The organism is Flagellimonas myxillae (assembly GCF_023502235.1).
In the GTDB taxonomy this organism is placed as follows: Bacteria; Bacteroidota; Bacteroidia; order Flavobacteriales; family Flavobacteriaceae; genus Flagellimonas; species Flagellimonas myxillae.
Genome location: NZ_JAMFLY010000004.1, coordinates 1 through 16040, shown reverse-complemented (window position 1 = coordinate 16040; position 16040 = coordinate 1). Strand labels below are relative to the sequence as shown.

Sequence of the window (16040 nt, the reverse complement as noted above, 5' to 3'; positions counted from 1 at the left end):
TTTGTTAATGCCTTAAGCAAAAATAGTGGAAAATTGTATCTTGCGCAGCTAAATAATGTACTTGATGAAGCACTGGTTTTTAGTTTTTATGTTTGCCTTGTTCTTGTTTTCCTCCTGCAGTAGCGATGATGAGGGTGGACCCAATGTTGAAATTGTACCCCCAAGACTGCTGGCGGAAGTAGCTGCGGAGAACGATACCGAGATCAAGGAATTTTTGCAGACCCATTTCTACAATTATGAAGATTTCGCCAATCCTTCAGCGAACTTTAACAATAGAATTAAAATTGATACCATTGCCGGTGCAAACGCCGATAAAACTCCACTTAGTGAATTTGTAAGGGAGGCTACGATCAATGTGTCCGATTTTGAATGGTTATTAGATCAAGATGAGGACGACATACCTCACACCTTATACTATCTCTCTGCAAGTCATTCCTATGAGGAACTTGAACAGGAAAGAATTGATTGCCCAGAGTGTTTTCCAAGTGTTGCAGATTCTGTATTTGTACGCTATGAAGGAAAGCTATTGGATGGATCGTCTTTTGATGGGGCCCTTAATAATGCGGTTTGGTTTGATTTGGCGAGGCTTCAAGATTTGACCCAAGGGTTTAGGGGATTTTCAGAAGGAATTCCCAACTTTAAAATAGGGGATGTAGAAAATATTATAGATAATGGTGATGGTACGGTTACCGTAGACGATTATGGTGTTGGGTTGATCATTTTCCCTTCGGGATTGGGCAATTTTAACCGTGTAAATCCTGATATACCACAGTACAGCCCACTCATGTTTACGATTGATTTGTTTACTATGAACCAAACGGACCATGACGGGGATGGAATTCCGTCCATATTAGAGGACGCAAACCAAAATGGTTTCTTGTACGACGATAACACGGATGCCGATACCGAACCCGCTACTGTGGCATTTGCCAATTTCCAGGATGCGGACGACGATGGGGATGGGGTTTCTACAAGGGATGAGATTACCAACGATCAAGGTGAAATCAACCTAGATGACCTCCCAGATGATAACAACGACGGGGTTCCCAATTATTTGGACCCAGATGCAAACTAATAGAAAAAGCCCCGAGAAACTCGGGGCTTTTTTATTGTCGTTTAGTAAAGTACAATTTACAGTTTCAGGGAAAGTGCAAAGATTACTTGCGAAGGTCTGGAATCAACCCGACCAGAGATGTCAGTAATATTGTCTCCGATGAATTCGGCCTCGTTTTCAGAGAATCCTCTTTCATAACGAACATCCAAACCTACTTTTCCGAGGTTTACCCCGATTCCGGTATTAAGTCCCACGGTAAAGTCGTTTTTCACGTCTTCTACCTCCAAATCCCCTAAATCGTTGCTAAGGGTATACTGAAAAGCCGGGCCGGCGAAAATGTGCAATGGACCAATCAATTTATATCCCAATAAAATAGGGGCATCAATTTTGGACACATCATAATCGTTGGAATCTCCATTCACGCTATAGGTACTCTTGGTCTTGGAATAGACAATTTCTGGCCGCAAATAAATTTTGGGAAAATCCAGTTTGCCCCAGAAACCTGCGTGAAATCCTGTTTTACCTTCGGCGCCTTCTTTAATGTTCTGGGCGGCATCACCGACCGTACCAATAAGATCACCGTTTTTGTTGTAGCTAATACCTGCTTTGATTCCAAAGCCAGAACCGCTTTGGGCGAACGCAGCTGTACCCATTAGGGCCAACACTGCAATGAAAAGTGTTTTTTTCATATGTGCTTCGTTTTTTAATTGGTTGAAGAGTATCAAAGATGATACCGAAAACTATTTTCGTTTCAACACTCTTAAAACGGCAGCCTCAATGGCTTTATTGTTCAAGCCATATTTATCCATTAATTGATCGGGAGTTCCACTTTCACCGAAGGTGTCCTGGGTGGCGACAAACTCTTGTGGAGTAGGGTGGTTCATGGCCAATACACGTGAAACGCTTTCACCCAATCCACCTAGAAAATTATGTTCCTCGGCAGTGACCACACATCCTGTTTTCTTGGCCGAGGCCAGAATGGCTTCATCATCCAATGGTTTGATCGTGTGTATGTTGATCACTTCCGCAGAAATGCCCTGATTCTCCAAATTTTCGGCTGCAATCAAGGCTTGCCATACCAAATGCCCGGTAGCAATAATGGTTACATCAGTACCTTCATTGAGCATAAGGGCCTTCCCAATTTCAAATTTTTGGTCAACTGGGGTAAAGTTGGCCACTTTAGGCCTACCAAACCTCAAATATACCGGTCCATGATGCTCAGCAATGGCGATGGTAGCCGCTTTGGTCTGGTTAAAGTCACAAGGGTTGATCACGGTCATGCCAGGAAGCATTTTCATCAAACCTATATCTTCCAAAATCTGGTGCGTTGCCCCATCCTCACCTAGCGTAATACCAGCATGGGAGGCACAGATTTTTACATTTTTGTCAGAGTAGGCGATGGATTGGCGAATCTGGTCGTAGACCCTTCCGGTGGAAAAGTTGGCAAAAGTCCCTGTAAAAGGAATTTTCCCTCCAATGGTCAAACCAGCTGCAATTCCCATCATATTGGCTTCTGCAATTCCAACCTGGAAAAAGCGTTCAGGATTCTCGTCAATGAACGTTTGGATTTTTAGGGAACCCACCAAATCGGCACAAAGGGCCACAACGTTTGGATTGGTTCGGCCCAGTTCTGTCATTCCGGCTCCAAAGCCGCTACGGGTATCCTGTTTTCCTTGATCTGTATATTTAGTCATGTCTTTGTCTTACGAATTAATAGTCACCTAATGTTTCTGGATTCTGTGCCAAGGCTGTTTCCAACTGCTCGTCGCTTGGTGCCTTGCCGTGCCATGCGTGGGTGTACATCATAAAGTCCACTCCATTGCCCATTTCCGTGGTCATCACCACACAAACTGGCTTCCCTTTTCCGGTTCGGCTCTTGGCCTCGTTTAATCCGTCGATCACTTGTTCCAAGTCATTTCCGTTTTCAATTTCCAAAACGTCCCAACCAAAAACACGGAATTTTTCAGCAACATCGCCCAAAGGCAATACATCTTCGGTGCCTCCATCAATCTGTTGCCCATTTCTATCCACTGTGGCAATCAAGTTGTCCACCTTGTTTCCGGCAGCATACATAATGGCTTCCCAGTTCTGTCCTTCTTGTAGTTCTCCATCTCCATGTAGACTGAATACCAAATGGTCATCCCCATTTAATTTTTTGGCCTGTGCCGCACCAATGGCAACCGACATTCCCTGTCCCAAAGAACCGGAAGCTATCCGCACCCCTGGTAAACCTTCGTGCGTGGTTGGGTGCCCTTGTAGGCGGGAATCTATCAATCTAAAGGTATTCAATTCGTCTATTGGGAAGTAGCCCCTACGAGCCAAAACACTGTAATACACAGGCGAAATATGGCCATTGGAAAGGAAGAAGACATCTTCGCCAATTCCATCCATGTCAAAGCCATCTTTGAGTTCCATGATTTCATTGTAAAGGGCTACAAAATATTCGGTACAGCCCAAGGAACCTCCTGGGTGTCCGGAATTTACCTTGTGGACCATGCGTAAAATATCCCTACGCACCTGGGTAACTAGATCCTGTAATTCTTGAGTGTTTGGCATTGTATTGATTTTAAGGCTTCAAAAGTAACGGCATTCACTTTGTTATACAAGCACTTGCACATTATTTTACGAAACGGTTTTCGGAACAAACTTTATTTTTTTGTTAAGGCTTTCTGGAATTGAGATCGCTATATTTGCGGTCTTAATTGTGACATTTGGAATTTACCTTAGTAAAGAAGGACAAAAACAGCAAGGCCCGGGCCGCGACATTAACCACGGATCACGGGAGTATCCAAACCCCGATTTTTATGCCAGTTGGTACTGTAGCCTCCGTAAAGGGGGTTCACCAGCGGGAGTTGGCCAATGATATCAATCCTGACATTATTTTAGGCAATACCTACCATTTATATCTGAGGCCGGGCACTGGAATTTTGGAACAGGCCGGAGGACTTCATAAGTTTATGGGTTGGGATCGAAACATTCTTACCGATAGTGGAGGCTATCAGGTATACTCTTTGTCCAACAATAGAAAAATCCAAGAAGAGGGGGTTAAGTTCAAATCGCATATTGATGGCTCACTTCATACCTTCACCCCAGAAAATGTAATGGAGATTCAACGCACCATAGGAGCTGACATCATCATGGCCTTCGATGAGTGCACACCTTATCCATGCGATTACAATTATGCCAAGCGATCCATGCATTTGACACATAGATGGTTGGATAGGTGCATTTCCCATTTGGAAAATTTGCCTTATAAATACGGATACTCCCAAAGTTTTTTCCCAATTGTTCAAGGATCTACGTTTAAGGATTTACGAAAGCAATCGGCAGAGTATATCGCTTCAGTTGGGGCAGAGGGAAATGCAATCGGTGGACTTTCCGTGGGGGAACCGGCGGAAGAAATGTACGAGATGGCGGAGTTGGTCTGCGATGTGCTACCGGAAGATAAACCACGCTATTTAATGGGTGTTGGGACACCTATTAATATTTTGGAGAATATTGCACTGGGTGTGGATATGTTCGATTGTGTAATGCCCACCCGTAATGCCAGAAATGGCATGTTGTTTACGGCCCATGGTACCATCAACATAAAAAACAAAAAGTGGGAGGACGATTTTACACCTATTGATGAAATGGGAACCACCTTTGTGGACACCGAATATTCCAAGGCTTATTTAAGGCACTTGTTTGCTGCCAATGAATATTTGGGCAAACAAATTGCGACCATCCATAATCTCGGTTTTTATTTGTGGTTGGTGCGTACTGCCAGAGAACGTATTTTAGCGGGGGATTTTCTGGAATGGAAAACCAAAATGGTTCAACAAATGGATAAAAGGTTGTAATGCTCACAATACTGGACAGATATATACTAAGACGTTATTTGGTCACCTTTTTGGGGATGCTGTTGCTCTTTATCCCAATTGGAATCATGGCCAATTTGGCCGAAAAGGTGGGGAAGATCATAGATAACGAGGCCCCTTTGAGCGAGGTTATCGTGTATTATGGAAACTTCACCTTGGTGATCGGAAATCTTCTGCTGCCCATATTCCTGTTCTTGTCCATTATTTTCTTTACCTCTAAATTGGCGAGTAATACGGAGATAGTCGCCATTTTAAGTTCGGGGGTTTCATATTGGCGTTTTTTGCGTCCCTATTTTATTGGAGCGTCCCTGGTGGCCATCCTAATTTTTATGATGGGGATGTTTATCGTACCCAATGCCAGTATCGGTTTTAACGAGTTTGAATACAAGTATTTCAAGAGGGGAAGAAAGGTCCAGGAAACATCCAATATTTTCAACCAATTGAATGAGTCCGACTATATCTACGTAAGCAGATTTGAGCCAAGCAGAAAGATTGGGTACAATTTTACTTTCGAGCACTTTGATTCCATAAAGCAATTGGACTACAAAATCTCTGCTGCTAATATCCGATGGGTGGAGCGGGACAGTATTTATAGATTGACCAACTATGTGAAACGAAAATTAAGGAACGGGGTCGAAATCATGGAGACCAAGCGTAGGTTGGATACCTTGTTTACGTTCAAGATTGAAGATCTTACACCCGTTTCCTATGTGGCGGAAACCAAAAACCTGTTTGAGCTCAACGACTTTATTGAAGATCAAAAGAGCAAGGGAGCCTCCAACATTAATGCCTATGTATTGGTAAAATATAAACGTTGGGCCTTGCCCATTGCTGCCTTTGTACTCACCATAATCGCGGTGGCCGTTTCATCTGTTAAACGCAGGGGAGGCATGGGTCTTAACCTAGCCTTTGGTATCGGGGTAGCTTTTGTATATATCTTTTTTGACAAGGTTTTTGGAACTTTGGCAGAGCAGTCTGGATTTTCCCCATTCTTGGCGGTATTGATTCCCAATCTGTTGTTCGGGGCATTTGCCGTTTACATGTTAATGAAGGCCAAACGGTAAGCACATATTTTCCTATTTTTCCATTTTAAAAATCCTAAAACAGGGGGCTAGGGTATCCTAAATAATGTTATATATTTGACCCCTATATTTTGTTGAAACCAACTTTTCATGGAGTATTTAGATTTTGAACTTCCCATCAAAGAACTTGAAGATCAACTTGAAAAATGTATGATCATTGGGGAAGAAAGCAATGTTGATGTCACAGAGACTTGCCTGCAGATTGAAAAAAAGCTGGAAGAAACCCGCAAGGACATCTACAAGAATTTGACGGCTTGGCAACGCGTTCAGTTATCTAGGCATCCCAATAGGCCCTACACCATGGACTATGTAAATGCCATTTGTGGGGATACCTTCCTGGAATTGCATGGCGACCGTACGGTAAAGGACGATAAGGCCATGATTGGGGGTTTAGGTAAAATTGGGGATCAAAGCTATATGTTCATTGGTCAACAAAAAGGATACAACACCAAGACACGCCAATACCGAAACTTTGGAATGGCGAACCCAGAGGGTTACCGAAAAGCCTTGCGTTTAATGAAATCCGCAGAGAAATTTGGTATCCCGGTGGTATGCTTTATCGATACTCCAGGTGCTTACCCAGGTATTGAAGCCGAAGAGCGCGGACAGGGAGAGGCCATTGCACGAAATATTCTGGAAATGACCCGACTTAAGGTGCCGATCATTGTGGTGATCATCGGAGAAGGTGCTTCAGGAGGTGCCTTGGGAATTGGAGTGGGCGACAAGGTTTTGATGTTGGAAAATACATGGTACTCCGTTATTTCCCCAGAATCCTGTTCCTCTATTCTTTGGAGGAGTTGGGAGTTCAAGGAACAAGCCGCCGATGCCCTTAAGCTTACCGCCTCTGACATGAAAAAACAGAAGCTAGTGGATGAAATTGTTAAGGAACCGCTTGGGGGTGCACATTCCAATCGTGATAAAACTTTTGAGGCGGTAAAAAATAAAATTTCTGCCCATTTTGAGGAACTCAAAAAGTTATCACCAAAAGAATTGGTAAAATCTAGAATGGAAAAATACGCCTCTATGGGTGTCTTTAACGGTTAATCAAGGGTTTCTGGAGGTTCCTTGTTTTTTTCAGATTTTTTCTTCAAACTATTTTGGGTTATTAACATTTTTTCAGAGTTATCAACATTAACTTTGTTAATGACCTGTGGACATCACAGCATGGAAATTTAAAGTTAACTAAAGGTTAAATACCTACTTTCGTAGCTATGGACAAGCCCAGCCCAATTATCGGCCATAAAATCGAAAAGTCAACCATCATTAATTTGGAGCGTGGCAAAATACCTCCACAAGCGGTTGATTTAGAGGAAGTTGTGTTGGGAGCGATGATGATTGACAAAAAAGGAGTAGACGAAGTAATAGATATCCTACATCCTGAAGTTTTTTATAAAGACGGACACAGATTCATTTACGAGGCCATCTTCAAATTGTTCGAATCTTCCGAACCAGTTGATTTATTAACCGTTTCAGCGCAATTAAAGAAAGACGGGCACCTCGAAGCGGTGGGGGGCGACTTTTACCTGATAAAATTGACTCAAAAAGTGGCTTCCTCAGCCCATATTGAGTTTCATGCCCGAATTATTCTCCAGAAGTACATCCAAAGAAGTCTAATCAAGATTTCCAACGAGATCATCGAAGACGCTTATAGCGATTCAACCGATGTTTTTGATCTTTTGGATAATGCAGAAGCAAAATTATACGAGGTTACCCAGGGCAATTTGAAACGTTCTGCCGAAACCGCACAAAATTTGGTGATTCAAGCCAAAAAGAAGATTGAGGAAATTTCCAATAAGGAAGGATTGAGTGGAATCCCATCCGGGTTTGACAAATTGGATAAGCTCACTTCGGGATGGCAACCTTCCGATTTGGTGATTGTGGCGGCTAGACCAGGTATGGGAAAAACCGCCTTAACGCTTTCCATGGCAAGGAACATTGCCGTTAACTCTGAAATTCCAGTGGCTTTTTTCTCCTTGGAAATGTCATCGGTACAGTTAATAACCCGTTTGATTTCTTCAGAAACAGGATTGTCTTCCGAAAAACTGAGAACGGGACGTTTGGAAAAGCACGAGTGGGAACAGTTGAACGTAAAGGTAAAGGCGTTGGAAAAAGCACCTTTGTTTATAGACGACACCCCTTCACTTTCCATTTTTGACCTTAGGGCCAAAGCCAGAAGACTTGCTTCCCAACACGGTATAAAACTGATAGTAATTGACTACCTGCAGTTGATGACGGCCGGAGGAAGCCAAAAAGGTGGAAATAGGGAACAGGAAATTTCCACGATTTCCAGAAACTTAAAAGCCTTGGCAAAAGAACTGAATGTGCCAGTAATCGCATTGTCACAGCTTTCCCGGGCCGTAGAGACCAGGGGTGGTAGTAAGCGACCGATTCTTTCCGATCTGAGGGAGTCCGGGGCCATTGAGCAAGACGCGGATATTGTTTCCTTTATCTATAGGCCGGAGTACTATAAAATTGACGAGTGGGATGATGAAGAACGTACACCTACCCAGGGTCAAGCAGAGTTCATTGTAGCCAAACACCGTAATGGTGGATTGGATAATATTAGGTTAAAGTTCATTGGAGCGCTCGGTAAATTTGATAACTTGGATGACTTTGATTCCCCATTTGAGTTCCAATCAAAGATGAATGCAAATGAGGACAACCCCTTTGCTACACCCAACCTGCCCAATACTGATGAGGCATTTGGCAGTGCAATGAACAGTGACGATGACCCGGATAATGACGTACCTTTTTAAGAGTATTAATTGTGTACCTCCACGAGCGCAGTCGAGAGGTGGCCGATTATTTCAATCTAATGCCAGAAATCTCCTTTTAACGTTTTCCCTTTTCCTTTTTTCATTTTCCATTACAGCTTCCGTAATCCTTATTCCAATGGATGCCGATAGCCAGGAAAACCATTTAAAAGCTTACGGAATTACCTATTGGGTCCTCACCAAACAGCAAAAAGTGCATTGGCTGCTCAATTATAGGGGCGGTTCCTTTTTGTTGCCCGATGGGGAGGTTATAAGAAAAGAGTGCCAAATTCGAGGGGTTTCCTTTGAAATCCTATCGGATGCAGAGGCCGAGTCCGTGCTTGAAGGAATTAGTAGTCCTTCGCAGAATCAAGAGGCCGTTATTTTGGAAAAGGCCCCTAAGATTGCGGTATATTCCCCAAAGGGAAACCATCCTTGGGACGATGCAGTGACGATGGTTCTTACCTATGCTGAAATTCCCTATGTAACGGTATATGATGAAGAAGTGCTGGATGATAAGCTAGCCCTGTACGATTGGCTTCACCTGCACCATGAGGACTTTACCGGGCAATTTGGCAAATTTTATGGAGCTTATAGGGCCGCGCCATGGTATATTGAAAGCAAGAGGGAGGCTGAAGCCTTAGCCCAAAAGTTGGGGTTCAATAAAGTATCCGAGGAGAAACGGGCAGTAGCGCTCAAGATCAGAAATTATGTGATTGGTGGGGGATTTATGTTTGCCATGTGCTCTGCCACAGATAGTTTTGATATTGCACTTGCCGCGGAAAACGTCGATATCTGCGAACCCATGTTTGATGGTGATCCCTCGGACGCCAATTATCAAGGCAAGCTTAACTACGGAAATACCTTTGCCTTTACCAATTTTATTTTGGAACGAAATCCCCTTCGTTACGAATTTTCATCCATTGACATGACCAATAAGCGACGGGATATTCCTCGCGAATCCGATTATTTTTCCTTGATGGAATTCTCGGCCAAATGGGATCCCGTACCCACGATGCTGACCCAGAACCATACCAGTCTGGTCAAGGGATTTATGGGTCAGACCACTTCCTTTACCCGGAAGGAGATAAAACCAACGGTCATGATTTTGGGTGAAAGCAAACTCAACGGAGAGGCGCGATATATTCACGGTATCAAGGGGAAGGGCTTTTTTACCTTTTATGGTGGCCACGACCCAGAGGATTATCAGCATAGGGTAGGAGACCCAAAGACCGAACTGGAGCTGCACCCTACCTCTCCAGGGTATCGACTGATTTTGAACAATGTTTTGTTTCCGGCTGCCAAGAAGAAAAAGCAGAAGACCTAAAACTCTCCTGTTCGGGTAAATTTCGCGATGAGCTTGCTGTGTTCAGGAAATTTTTCCAAAAGCTCTTTTCTTTCGGGCAATACAAAATCTGCAAAATCAAAACCTGGGGCTACAGTGCATCCTACAAATGAATAACTGTCTTTTTCTATGGTTTGGGCAGCAAACCAATGATTGCCTGGAACTACAAGTTGTGGCACTTCACCAGCTTCAAAATCATTGCCTATGCAATGCTCCGAAAGCTCTCCTGATTCAGAAATAATGTAAAGCATCAAGGGGGAACCCGCATAGAAATGCCAAATTTCATCCTGTTTAATCTTATGGAATGCGGAAAAGGTATCCGAGGTCAACAGGAAATAAATGGAAGTGCTAAAATTACGCGACCCCTCATATTCTTGTGGCAATGCATCCAAAGCTATGGAACCCTTGCTCCTATAGGTTTCCTTAAAATAACCCCCTTCAGGGTGGGGTGCTAGTTCAAACTTTTCGATCAAGAGTTCGATGGGGCTCATATCAATTGCTCCAATATGCGTTCAACCCCGAAATCGTCGTTGCTGGCCGTGTTAAATTTAGCCACTTTTTTTACGTTGGGATGGGCATTGGCCATGGCAAAGCTATAATCGGACAGCTCCAACATCTCCAAATCGTTGTTGTAATCACCAAAGACCATCACCTCGTTGGATGAAAGTCCCTGGGCCTTCATTAGTTTTTCCAAGGCGTAGCCTTTGTGGGCGTCAGAGTGGTTAAGGTCTACCCAGTACAGGCCAGAAACTTTTACCTTGAGCAAATGTTCCAAATCTTTTAAGGCCGGGTAGATATGTGTTTCGGCATTTTGATTATGATATACGGCTATCTTGATAATCTCGTCGGTAACATCCTTCAAGCTTTCGTGTATCTCATAATTGGAGTAATATTCTTTTAAATCCCCAAGAAATGCAGCAGACCTTCCATCAAAATAGGCATTGTATTTTCCGCAGAGCATGGCATGTGCCCCCTCAATTTGGTCAATGACCTCCAATAGCTCGTCCTTAAGGTCCTGTTGTATGGGAGTAACCAGGAGCTCCCGGTCTTTGTCCTTGACCAGCGCGCCGTTTTCGGCAATAACCAGTATTTCTTCCTTTATGGGCTTTAGTTTATCAACAATGCTGTGATACTGCCTTCCGCTAGCGGCCACAAATTGGATGTTTTTTTGCTGAAGGGCCGTAAAGATTTCGAAGAACCTAGGGCTTACCTCATGGTTGGAATTTAAAAGTGTTCCATCCATATCGGTGACGACCATTTTTATTTGGGATAAATCCATTTCGTTCAATTAAGCTGCAAAGGTATGTGAAGTCGACAGAATGATGTAAAGTTTATATTATTTTCGTTCCATATGAATGTGTATCAATCAGAAATACAATTAAGGCCCCATTCCAGGGGGTTCCACCTAATTACCGCTGAAGTATTGGATGCAATTCCTGAGATTCGGAACCTCAAGGCTGGACAACTGCAGGTATTTATAAAGCATACCTCTGCCAGTTTGAGCATCAACGAGAATGCGGATCCAACGGTTCGGGTGGATTTTGAGAGCCACTTTAACAAAATGGTCCCTGAAAATGCGCCCTACTATATCCATACTTACGAGGGACCAGACGATATGCCTGCTCATATTAAAGCTTCGCTTTTGGGGGCTTCGGTTCAAATTCCTATAACCAATGGAAAACTCAACTTGGGCATTTGGCAGGGAATTTACTTGTGCGAGCATCGTGACCACGCATCAGGAAGAAAATTGATCCTTACGGCGATTGGAATTTAAAATCTTTCTGGACTTTCCTTACCCAGGCTTTGTACATCTTTTTGGAAGGGTGGAGGCTGTCATGGGTAATCCAATCAGGCCTAAGACTGGCATTCCTGGAAATTTTCGTGATATCAATAAATGTAGCCCCGCGATTTTTGGTTTCTTGCTCAATGAATTTATTATAGGCCTGGAGTTCCTTAATGATTCGCTTCTTGTCCTTAAACCGTGCAAATGGGGTAACCGTCCAATCTGGAATGGAAAGTACCATAACACGCTTGGGGTCATTTTTTGCGAAAACGATACTCTTTTGAAGAAGCTCTGGAAATTCCCGTTCAAATAATTCAAAATCCTTGCCTTGATATTGGTTGTTAACCCCAATCAAAAGCGAAACAAGATCATAAACCGGTTTGGGATTTTTCTCCTCAATCGCTTGTAGTAGGTCTGTAGTCGTCCAGCCTACTTTTGCAATAATTAGCGGGTCTTTTATGGCCACCTTCTTTTTGCGTAGTTGCAAGCTTAATTGATAGGGCCAACTGTTGATCGCTAGTTCGGAGGTTGCTTCGGTATAGCTATCGCCCAGGGATAAAAATGAAATGCTATCATTTTGGGCCATGCCATTGCAGCCCAATCCCATAAAAACCAGAAGCATAGTTTTTCGGATTCCGAACATGCATATAAAATACAAAAATCCCGCTCAATTGAGCGGGATCTTAATAAGCGGGGTAAGTTTATATTAACTCTTATTTTACTCTTTCAACAATGGCCTTAAAGGCATCTGGGTGGTTCATGGCCAAATCGGCAAGAACTTTTCTGTTCAATTCAATACCGTTGGATTTAACCTTTCCCATAAATTGAGAGTAGGACATTCCGTGCAATCTGGCACCTGCATTGATACGGGTGATCCATAGGGCACGGAAATTACGTTTTTTGTTTCTTCTGTCGCGGTACGCATAAAGCATTGCTTTTTCAACCGCATTTTTGGCTACTGTCCAAACGTTTTTACGTCTTCCGAAGTAACCTTTGGCTTGCTTCATTACCTTTTTTCTTCTGGCTCTAGAAGCAACTGAATTAACTGATCTTGGCATAATGTTTCATTTTTTTGTAGCAGGCGGTCAACATTTGACTCTTTGTAAGCCTGACTCCATGGTTAATAATTAATGTACCTGTTTGAACAATTTATTTAAGTCTCAATTGTTCTTTAATACTGTTGACATCGGACTCGTGTACCAAAGTAGAGTGTGTCAACTTAAGCTTACGCTTTTTGGATTTCTTGGTCAAAATATGACTCTTAAAAGCGTGCTTCCTTTTAATTTTACCAGAACCAGTAAGCTTAAACCGCTTTTTGGCACTGGATTTTGTTTTCATTTTAGGCATTTTCTCCTCTTTATAAATTATACCAGATAAGCTCCGGTATCCCGCTTTATTATTTTTTTGTTTTTGGGGCGATGAACATGGTCATTCGCTTTCCCTCCAACTTTGGCATTTGTTCCACCTTTCCAAGTTCTTCCAACTCTTGGGCCAAACGCAGCAACAATATTTCACCCTGGTCTTTGTAAACAATGGACCGTCCTTTAAAAAAGACATAGGCTTTTAGTTTGGCACCGTCCTTCAAAAACTTCTCGGCATGCCTTTTTTTGAAGGCATAATCGTGATCATCCGTTTGGGGTCCAAACCTGATTTCCTTTACAATAACTTTAGTGGCCTTGGCCTTCATGGCCTTTTCCCGCTTCTTTTGTTCGTAAAGGAACTTTTTATAATCTATAATTTTACAAACTGGTGGATTTGCTTTGGGTGATATTTCCACCAAATCAAGTTCCAGTTCATTGGCCTTGGCCATTGCTTTTGAAATAGGGTATACCCCTACTTCAACATTATCCCCAACAAGCCTTACCTCTGGGGCCGTGATTTTATCATTGATATTATGAGGGTTTTTGTTTTCCCTCCTAGGTTGGGGTCTAAATCTTCTTCGTATTGCTATGACGTATACTTTTTAATTAAACTAAAATTCTTAGAACGACTTTAAGGTACTATTTATTTCAGTAGCTACCAAGTCGGAAAATTCATTGATGCTGATACCTCCATAATCCTTGCCCCCGTGCCTTCTTACCGATATGGTTTCTGACGCTTCTTCCTGCTCACCAACGATGAGCATAAAGGGGATTTTATTGAGTTCGGCTTCACGGATTTTCTTCCCTACCGTTTCATTCCTATTGTCAATGAGCGCGCGAATTTCGTGATTTTCCAGTGAATTCAAAACTTTTTCCGCATATTTTTCATGTTTCTCACTGACAGGCAATACTATAGCTTGCTCTGGAATAAGCCACAATGGGAAGTTTCCACCCGTGTGTTCCAACAATAATGCCACAAATCGTTCCATGCTACCAAAGGGTGCGCGGTGAATCATAATTGGTCTGTGCAGTTCATTGTCGCTTCCCTTATAGGTGAGGTCAAATCGCTCGGGTAGATTGTAATCCACCTGAATGGTCCCCAATTGCCATTTTCTCCCAAGGGCATCTTTGACCATAAAGTCCAATTTTGGACCATAGAAGGCAGCTTCCCCGGGTTCAATAACAAAATTCAACCCCCTTTCCTCCGCTGCATTGATGATGGCCTGCTCCGCCTTTTCCCAATTTTCGGGTTCACCGATATATTTTTCTGGCTTGTCCAAATCCCGCACAGAGACTTGGGCAGTAAAATTTTCAAATCCAAGGGAATTCAAAACATAAAGCGAAAGATCAATAACGTTTTTAAATTCTTCATTGAGTTGGTCGGGTGTACAGAAAATGTGGGCGTCATCCTGGGTAAAACCCCTAACGCGTGTAAGCCCGTGTAGCTCTCCGCTTTGTTCGTACCTATATACCGTTCCAAATTCAGCATATCTAATGGGTAAATCCTTATAGCTAAAGGGACTGCTATTATAAATTTCACAGTGGTGGGGACAGTTCATGGGTTTCAACAAGAATTCCTCGTCCTCCTTGGGTGTGTGTATGGGTTGAAAACTATCTTCCCCGTATTTAGCATAATGACCAGATGTCACATAGAGTTCCTTTTGACCTATATGGGGTGTCACCACCATTTCGTATCCGGCCTTCTTTTGTGCTTTTTTTAGAAATTGCTCCAAGCGCTCCCGCAATGCTGCTCCTTTGGGCAACCATAGTGGAAGTCCTTGACCAACCTTTTGGGAAAACGTGAATAGCCCAAGCTCCCTACCGAGTTTACGATGGTCTCGTTTTTTGGCTTCTTCCAGAAGCTGTAGATATGCTGTGAGCTCTTTCTGTTTTGGAAAGGAGATTCCATATACACGGGTGAGTTGCTTTTTGTTTTCATCCCCCCTCCAATAGGCTCCGGCAACACTCAGTACTTTTATGGCCTTTATAATTCCTGTGTTCGGAATGTGCCCACCCCTACAGAGATCGGTAAAGGAGCTATGGTCACAAAATGTGATGGTACCATCCTCCAGATTCTCAATGAGTTCTACCTTATATTCGTTTTGTTGTCCCTTATAATAGGAAAGAGCATCTGCTTTGGAAACGCTTCGCATTTCGAAGTCGTGTTTTCCACGTGCAATCTCGAGGGCCTTCTTTTCTATATTGGGAAAGTCTTTTTCAGATATGGGATGGTCCCCAAAATCGACATCGTAATAAAACCCGTTTTCAATGGCAGGTCCAATAGTGAGTTTTATTCCTGGATAAAGTTCTTCAAGTGCCTGTGCCAATACATGGGATGATGAATGCCAGAAAGCTTTCTTTCCCTCATCATTGTTCCAAGTAAATAAAGTAAGGGTGCCATCCTCGGTCAACGGGGTTACGGTTTCCACTACGGTTTCATTAAATTTTGCGGAAATAACGTTTCGGGCCAAACCTTCGCTGATGCTTTTTGCAACTTCTAGGGGAGTGGTGCCTTCAGCAACTTTTTTTACTGCGCCATCGGGCAATGTAATCTCAATCATTTGTTCTCCTTATTTTGGATGGTGCGCAAAGATACTATCTTGATATGATGCTTACAATAGTATGTGGTGCATATTGCTATTTCACTTTCTTTCAGTATATTACTAGTTCCCTTGTAAATTAAGGAGGCTTGATAAATGGGGTGGAAGCATTTATTTCAATTGTAATTATTTGATTGTCAGTTGATAGTAATTTTTTTTGATTTTTTTTCAAAATTGTTTTGCCGTATCATTTAAACCTCTC

At 42.8% G+C, this 16040-nt stretch carries 17 protein-coding genes; 7 read left to right on the top strand and 10 right to left on the bottom strand.

All coding sequences use genetic code 11. The annotated features are described in order from the left end of the window. Nucleotides 1-64: 64 nt before the first annotated feature. Complete coding sequence (locus M3P07_RS15315) at nucleotides 65-1075, top strand: FKBP-type peptidyl-prolyl cis-trans isomerase (RefSeq protein WP_249970808.1); 1011 nt, start codon at nucleotides 65-67, stop codon at nucleotides 1073-1075. 56 nt (nucleotides 1076-1131) lie between these two features. Here M3P07_RS15315 and M3P07_RS15310 read toward each other — a convergent pair whose 3' ends face one another. The 3 genes from M3P07_RS15310 to M3P07_RS15300 are packed head-to-tail and all read right to left on the bottom strand — an operon-like array spanning nucleotide 1132 to nucleotide 3610. Continuing rightward, complete coding sequence (locus M3P07_RS15310; RefSeq protein WP_249970807.1) at nucleotides 1132-1743, bottom strand: outer membrane beta-barrel protein; 612 nt, start codon at nucleotides 1741-1743, stop codon at nucleotides 1132-1134. Between the two features lie 51 nt (nucleotides 1744-1794). Next, entirely contained in the window at nucleotides 1795-2748 is a 954-nt protein-coding gene (locus M3P07_RS15305; RefSeq protein WP_249970806.1) for a transketolase family protein, read from the bottom strand. A gap of 16 nt (nucleotides 2749-2764) precedes the next feature. Then, nucleotides 2765-3610 (bottom strand): transketolase, encoded by an 846-nt coding sequence (locus M3P07_RS15300; RefSeq protein WP_249970805.1) that lies wholly within the window; start codon nucleotides 3608-3610, stop codon nucleotides 2765-2767. A 155-nt stretch (nucleotides 3611-3765) separates the two neighbouring features. Between M3P07_RS15300 and tgt the strand changes: the two genes are divergently transcribed. The 5 genes from tgt (at nucleotide 3766) to M3P07_RS15275 (ending at nucleotide 10076) form a co-directional block, all read left to right on the top strand. Then, complete coding sequence (tgt, locus tag M3P07_RS15295) at nucleotides 3766-4896, top strand: tRNA guanosine(34) transglycosylase Tgt (RefSeq protein WP_249970804.1); 1131 nt, start codon at nucleotides 3766-3768, stop codon at nucleotides 4894-4896. Further along, complete coding sequence (locus M3P07_RS15290; RefSeq protein WP_249970803.1) at nucleotides 4896-5978, top strand: LptF/LptG family permease; 1083 nt, start codon at nucleotides 4896-4898, stop codon at nucleotides 5976-5978. The genes tgt and M3P07_RS15290 overlap by 1 nt, the downstream gene beginning before the upstream one ends. Nucleotides 5979-6086: 108 nt before the next feature. Then, nucleotides 6087-7040 (top strand): acetyl-CoA carboxylase carboxyltransferase subunit alpha, encoded by a 954-nt coding sequence (locus M3P07_RS15285; RefSeq protein WP_249970802.1) that lies wholly within the window; start codon nucleotides 6087-6089, stop codon nucleotides 7038-7040. Between the two features lie 167 nt (nucleotides 7041-7207). Further along, on the top strand, nucleotides 7208-8752 hold the full coding sequence (gene dnaB / locus M3P07_RS15280; RefSeq protein ID WP_249970801.1) for a replicative DNA helicase: 1545 nt from the start codon (nucleotides 7208-7210) through the stop codon (nucleotides 8750-8752). A 109-nt stretch (nucleotides 8753-8861) separates the two neighbouring features. Then, nucleotides 8862-10076, top strand: a complete 1215-nt coding sequence (locus M3P07_RS15275; protein WP_417952752.1) for an asparagine synthetase B — start codon at nucleotides 8862-8864, stop codon at nucleotides 10074-10076. On the opposite strand, the gene M3P07_RS15270 is transcribed toward M3P07_RS15275, so the two are convergent. Beyond that, entirely contained in the window at nucleotides 10073-10585 is a 513-nt protein-coding gene (locus M3P07_RS15270) for a cupin domain-containing protein (RefSeq protein WP_249970799.1), read from the bottom strand. The genes M3P07_RS15275 and M3P07_RS15270 overlap by 4 nt on opposite strands. Next, nucleotides 10582-11373 carry an HAD family hydrolase gene (locus M3P07_RS15265; protein WP_249970798.1) on the bottom strand — a complete coding sequence of 264 codons (792 nt, stop codon included), beginning with the start codon at nucleotides 11371-11373 and terminating at the stop codon, nucleotides 10582-10584. Before M3P07_RS15265 ends, M3P07_RS15270 begins: the two co-directional genes overlap by 4 nt. Before the next feature lie 72 nt (nucleotides 11374-11445). Between M3P07_RS15265 and M3P07_RS15260 the strand changes: the two genes are divergently transcribed. After that, nucleotides 11446-11868, top strand: coding sequence for a secondary thiamine-phosphate synthase enzyme YjbQ (locus M3P07_RS15260; protein ID WP_249970797.1), 423 nt, complete (start codon nucleotides 11446-11448; stop codon nucleotides 11866-11868). Here M3P07_RS15260 and M3P07_RS15255 read toward each other — a convergent pair. The 5 genes from M3P07_RS15255 to thrS all read right to left on the bottom strand — a co-directional run bounded on the left by M3P07_RS15255 (nucleotide 11849) and on the right by thrS (nucleotide 15799). Next, complete coding sequence (locus tag M3P07_RS15255; RefSeq protein WP_249970796.1) at nucleotides 11849-12499, bottom strand: SGNH/GDSL hydrolase family protein; 651 nt, start codon at nucleotides 12497-12499, stop codon at nucleotides 11849-11851. The two genes, M3P07_RS15260 and M3P07_RS15255, sit on opposite strands and share 20 nt — an antisense overlap. A gap of 91 nt (nucleotides 12500-12590) precedes the next feature. Beyond that, nucleotides 12591-12935 carry a 50S ribosomal protein L20 gene (rplT, locus tag M3P07_RS15250; protein WP_249970795.1) on the bottom strand — a complete coding sequence of 115 codons (345 nt, stop codon included), beginning with the start codon at nucleotides 12933-12935 and terminating at the stop codon, nucleotides 12591-12593. Between the two features lie 91 nt (nucleotides 12936-13026). Continuing rightward, nucleotides 13027-13224, bottom strand: a complete 198-nt coding sequence (gene rpmI, locus M3P07_RS15245) for a 50S ribosomal protein L35 (RefSeq protein WP_073181711.1) — start codon at nucleotides 13222-13224, stop codon at nucleotides 13027-13029. A 49-nt stretch (nucleotides 13225-13273) separates the two neighbouring features. Beyond that, nucleotides 13274-13822, bottom strand: coding sequence for a translation initiation factor IF-3 (gene infC / locus M3P07_RS15240; RefSeq protein ID WP_262710861.1), 549 nt, complete (start codon nucleotides 13820-13822; stop codon nucleotides 13274-13276). A gap of 36 nt (nucleotides 13823-13858) precedes the next feature. Further along, nucleotides 13859-15799, bottom strand: a complete 1941-nt coding sequence (gene thrS, locus M3P07_RS15235) for a threonine--tRNA ligase (RefSeq protein ID WP_249970794.1) — start codon at nucleotides 15797-15799, stop codon at nucleotides 13859-13861. Nucleotides 15800-16040: the final 241 nt, after the last annotated feature.

Excerpts from the sequence above, each read along its gene's own strand:
- M3P07_RS15315 (WP_249970808.1), top strand. The coding sequence starts at position 65 with ATGAAGCACTGGTTTTTAGTTTTTATGTTTGCCTTGTTCTTGTTTTCC.
- M3P07_RS15310 (WP_249970807.1), bottom strand. The coding sequence starts at position 1,743 with ATGAAAAAAACACTTTTCATTGCAGTGTTGGCCCTAATGGGTACAGCT.
- M3P07_RS15305 (WP_249970806.1), bottom strand. The coding sequence starts at position 2,748 with ATGACTAAATATACAGATCAAGGAAAACAGGATACCCGTAGCGGCTTT.
- M3P07_RS15300 (WP_249970805.1), bottom strand. The coding sequence starts at position 3,610 with ATGCCAAACACTCAAGAATTACAGGATCTAGTTACCCAGGTGCGTAGG.
- M3P07_RS15290 (WP_249970803.1), top strand. The coding sequence starts at position 4,896 with ATGCTCACAATACTGGACAGATATATACTAAGACGTTATTTGGTCACC.
- M3P07_RS15285 (WP_249970802.1), top strand. The coding sequence starts at position 6,087 with ATGGAGTATTTAGATTTTGAACTTCCCATCAAAGAACTTGAAGATCAA.
- dnaB (WP_249970801.1), top strand. The coding sequence starts at position 7,208 with ATGGACAAGCCCAGCCCAATTATCGGCCATAAAATCGAAAAGTCAACC.
- M3P07_RS15270 (WP_249970799.1), bottom strand. The coding sequence starts at position 10,585 with ATGAGCCCCATCGAACTCTTGATCGAAAAGTTTGAACTAGCACCCCAC.
- M3P07_RS15265 (WP_249970798.1), bottom strand. The coding sequence starts at position 11,373 with ATGGATTTATCCCAAATAAAAATGGTCGTCACCGATATGGATGGAACA.
- M3P07_RS15260 (WP_249970797.1), top strand. The coding sequence starts at position 11,446 with ATGAATGTGTATCAATCAGAAATACAATTAAGGCCCCATTCCAGGGGG.
- M3P07_RS15255 (WP_249970796.1), bottom strand. The coding sequence starts at position 12,499 with ATGCTTCTGGTTTTTATGGGATTGGGCTGCAATGGCATGGCCCAAAAT.
- rplT (WP_249970795.1), bottom strand. The coding sequence starts at position 12,935 with ATGCCAAGATCAGTTAATTCAGTTGCTTCTAGAGCCAGAAGAAAAAAG.
- rpmI (WP_073181711.1), bottom strand. The coding sequence starts at position 13,224 with ATGCCTAAAATGAAAACAAAATCCAGTGCCAAAAAGCGGTTTAAGCTT.
- thrS (WP_249970794.1), bottom strand. The coding sequence starts at position 15,799 with ATGATTGAGATTACATTGCCCGATGGCGCAGTAAAAAAAGTTGCTGAA.